Below are 3603 nucleotides of genomic sequence, written 5' to 3' on the forward strand. Positions count from 1 at the left end.
ATAATCCACGTTATGGTATTGCGGGTGGTTCAGGTGGCAACTCGACAGCATCTGTAGTAGAAATGACAAAATTGCTGGAAGAAAAAGGCGCACGCAAAGTTGGTCCATTCTTCGTCCCACGTAACATGTCGAATACCATTACAGCAAACGTCGGTGTCGCATTTAAATTACAAGGGATTGCACACTCGATTACCAGCGCTTGTGCAACTTCTGCCGATGCCATTGGTTATGCTTATAACCTGATCCAACTGGGTAAACAGGATTTAATGCTTGCCGGTGGTGGTGAAGAAGATCACNNTTAAACTTCAAGGTATTGCTCACTCAATCGCAAGTGCTTGTGCAACTTCTGCAGATGCAATTGGTTATGCATATAATCTTATTCAACTTGGTAAACAAGACCTTATGCTTGCTGGTGGTGGTGAAGAAGATCACTGGTCTCAAAGCCTGCTGTTTGATGCGATGGGTGCACTGTGCTCTAAATACAACGACACACCTGAAACAGCTTCTCGTCCATATTCAGCAGACCGTGACGGTTTCGTGATTGCTGGTGGTGGCGGTTTTGTGGTGCTTGAGTCACTAGAACATGCTCAGGCACGTGGCGCGAATATTCTGGCTGAGGTTGTAGCTTATGCAGCCAACTCTGATGGTGCTGACATGGTTGCTCCATCTGGCGAAGGTGCAACACGTTGTATTCTGATGGCTCTAGAAGAGGCCAAACAGCATGGTGTAGATAAAATTGACTATGTGAATACACATGGTACTTCTACTCCAGCAGGTGATGTTACTGAACTTAAAGCTATGGCACGTGCCTTCGGTGAAGGTCACGTTCCTCCACTCAGCTCGACTAAATCTATGACAGGTCACAGCCTGGGTGCTGCAGGTGTACAGGAAGCGATCTACTCTATCCTGATGATGCAAAATGACTTTATTGCACCAAACATCAACGTGACTGAACTGGATGAAGGCGCAAAACCATTTGATATCGTACTTGAAAAACGTGACGCAAAATTGAATACTGTGATGAGTAACAGTTTCGGTTTCGGCGGCGTAAATGCTTGTCTCGTTTTCAAAAAATGGGAAGGCTAAGCCGCCCATTTTAGGGTGACTTGATGGATGCTCCTTCTGATGCTTTCTTGTGGGTAAAAGCATTACATATTATTGCTGTGGTTTGCTGGTTCGCTGCTTTGTTCTATCTGCCACGGCTTTATGTCTACCATGCCATGAGTGAAGATGTCGTAAGTCATCAACGCTTTGAAATTATGGAACGCAAGCTGTATCGCGGGATTATGTGGCCAGCTATGGTCGCCACGCTGATCACAGCACACTTTCTGGTCGATTGGGGTGATGCAACGCGTCATTACCATGAAGCCTTATGGTTCTATCTGAAAGTCGGCTTGGTTGGCTTGCTGGTCATTTACCATTTGGTATGTGGTTATTATCGTAAGAAACTGATGGGAAATGCCCATTACAAGTCACACAAGTTCTGGCGCTTCTTTAATGAAATGCCAACGCTGATTTTATTTGCTGTGGTGATTTTAGTGGTGGTAAAACCTACTTTCTAAAATTCCCTAAAATAAAAAATCCCCGATTGATCGGGGATTTTTTATGTCTGCACTTTATTCTCCGGAGAGAATTTGCTGACGTTTACGAAGACGTGGTTTATACAAAGTATGATAGGTAGCGAACAAAATCACCAACCACAGCGGACTAATCATCAGTGCTTTCATGGTATCTGCTTCCAGACTTAAAATAACTAAGGCAAAGAACAAGAAGATCAGCACCAGATAGGACATCCAGATTCCGCCCGGCATTTTGAAGGTCGAAGTGGCATGTTTTTCAGGTTGCTGTTTACGGTAACGGATATAACACACCATAATCAGCCCCCAGATACTGATAAACAGAATCACACAGAGTGAGCTGGCTAGCGTAAAGGCTTCCATCGTATTCGGCACAAAATACTGGAAAGCTGCACCTGCCATAATAAAAGCACAAGAAAATAACAGACCTTTAGCCGGAACTGCACGACTTGAAAGCTCAGCCAAAGCCTGGGGTGCCTGACCATCACGTGCCAGACCAAACAGCATCCGGCTGGTAGAGAACACGCCACTGTTCATGGAAGACATTACAGAAGACAGCACCACCAGATTCATGATAATGGCTGACACTGGAATACCCGCATGTAAGAAAAGAGTCACAAAAGGACTTTGATCAGCAGGAATTTCTACCCACGGCGTTACAGACATAATCACCAGCAGAGACAATACATAGAACAGGATGATTCGCGTAGGAATCGCATTCACTGCTTTAGGCAAGTTCTTTTCCGGATCCTTGGTTTCAGCCGCCATCGTACCCAGCAGCTCTACCCCTACAAAAGCAAACATCGCAATCTGAAAACCAGCAAGAAAGCCCATCGTACCCTTAGGGAACAAACCATCATAGGCCCAGACATTGGTCAGGCTGGCAGCCGATCCACCTGGTGCCTGGAAGTCGCTGAAGATCATATATCCACCAATCACAATCAGGCCCAGAATCGCCAGAATTTTAATCAGGGCGAACCAAAACTCGATTTCACCAAACAGCTTCACGGTCAGCAGGTTAATTCCCAGTACCAGCAATACACAGCCCGCACTGATCATGGCCTGTCCCATGGGTGTAAAAGCCATATCGGGTGGCAGCCAGAAATTCAGATAATTGATAATTGCCGCTAAGTCGGCAATACCGACCAGAATCCAGCCCAGCCAGTACGACCAGCCAATATAATAGCCAGCCCCCGGACCAATCAGGTCATGCGCCATATCAATGAAGGATTTATAGTGCAGATTGGATAACAGGATTTCCCCTAATGCACGCATCAGGAAAAAGAACATGGCTCCAATAATCATGTAGATAAACAAGATTGAAGGCCCTGCCAGTGCAATCGTTTTACCAGAACCCATAAACAGGCCTGTACCAATGGCACCACCAATGGCAATTAACTGCAAATGGCGGTTAGAGAGCTTACGTTGTAATTCATGGGGAGATGATGATGCATCATCTTTAGAAGAGGCTGTATTCATATTCGGTTCCTTTTTCACATCAAGCCTTCGCTTATCTGATCGGATTTCTTCCTGAAATCCTGATTGCAGATGCAGTTTCATTTAATGGATTAAATGATCAGGCCTGATATGCTTACAAAATCAAGTTGGGAGATATAAAAATCTGAAGCAACTTAAGGGAGTGCTGCAATCACTGCAATTTCAATTAACCAGGCGGGATTTACCAGATCCGCCTGAATGGTTGCGCGTGCTGGTGTGCCACATCCCTCGAGCCATTCAATCCAGAGTGCATTGACGGTTTGAAAGTCTTCCAGGTTTTTAACAAGGAGCTGTGCAGATAACAGACGGCTTTTGTCTGTACCTACCAGTTTAAGGAGTTGATCAATCTTCATGAGCACTTCCCGCGTTTGACCACGAATATCCAGACTGCTGCTGTCTGGCACCTGCCCTGATAAATACACCGTTTTATTGTGAATGGTGACAGCACTCATGACCTGATTGCTGTTCAAACGCTGAATATCTGCATGTTCCGTCATAATTTTATCCTCTCTTATTTCTAATATTTGTT

The 3603-nt window shown here is 45.2% G+C and carries 3 protein-coding genes and 2 pseudogenes; 3 read left to right on the plus strand and 2 right to left on the minus strand.

The genetic code is table 11. From position 1 onward, the window contains the following. From B4J23_RS03370 to B4J23_RS03380, 3 genes and pseudogenes are all read left to right on the plus strand, one after another. Positions 1–281: pseudogene (locus B4J23_RS03370) on the plus strand (beta-ketoacyl synthase N-terminal-like domain-containing protein); the annotation flags it as partial. 19 nt (positions 282–300) lie between these two features. After that, positions 301–1086, plus strand: a pseudogene (locus B4J23_RS03375) (beta-ketoacyl synthase N-terminal-like domain-containing protein); the annotation flags it as partial. A 23-nt stretch (positions 1087–1109) separates the two neighbouring features. After that, positions 1110–1562 carry a CopD family protein gene (locus B4J23_RS03380; protein ID WP_179992879.1) on the plus strand — a complete coding sequence of 151 codons (453 nt, stop codon included), beginning with the start codon at positions 1110–1112 and terminating at the stop codon, positions 1560–1562. A 54-nt stretch (positions 1563–1616) separates the two neighbouring features. Here B4J23_RS03380 and B4J23_RS03385 read toward each other — a convergent pair whose 3' ends face one another. Together B4J23_RS03385 and B4J23_RS03390 are read right to left on the minus strand one after the other, a co-directional pair. Continuing rightward, entirely contained in the window at positions 1617–3056 is a 1440-nt protein-coding gene (locus B4J23_RS03385; RefSeq protein WP_261634977.1) for an amino acid permease, read from the minus strand. Between the two features lie 152 nt (positions 3057–3208). Next, entirely contained in the window at positions 3209–3571 is a 363-nt protein-coding gene (locus tag B4J23_RS03390) for a RidA family protein (protein ID WP_291358760.1), read from the minus strand. Between the last annotated feature and the right edge of the window lie 32 nt (positions 3572–3603).

It is taken from the genome of Acinetobacter sp. UBA3025 (genome assembly GCF_002367915.1).
In the GTDB taxonomy this organism is placed as follows: domain Bacteria; phylum Pseudomonadota; class Gammaproteobacteria; order Pseudomonadales; family Moraxellaceae; genus Acinetobacter.

Bases quoted from the DNA above. Each gene is read 5' to 3' on its own strand.
- B4J23_RS03380 (WP_179992879.1), top strand. From the start codon at position 1,110: ATGGATGCTCCTTCTGATGCTTTCTTGTGGGTAAAAGCATTACATATT.
- B4J23_RS03385 (WP_261634977.1), bottom strand. From the start codon at position 3,056: ATGAATACAGCCTCTTCTAAAGATGATGCATCATCATCTCCCCATGAA.
- B4J23_RS03390 (WP_291358760.1), bottom strand. From the start codon at position 3,571: ATGACGGAACATGCAGATATTCAGCGTTTGAACAGCAATCAGGTCATG.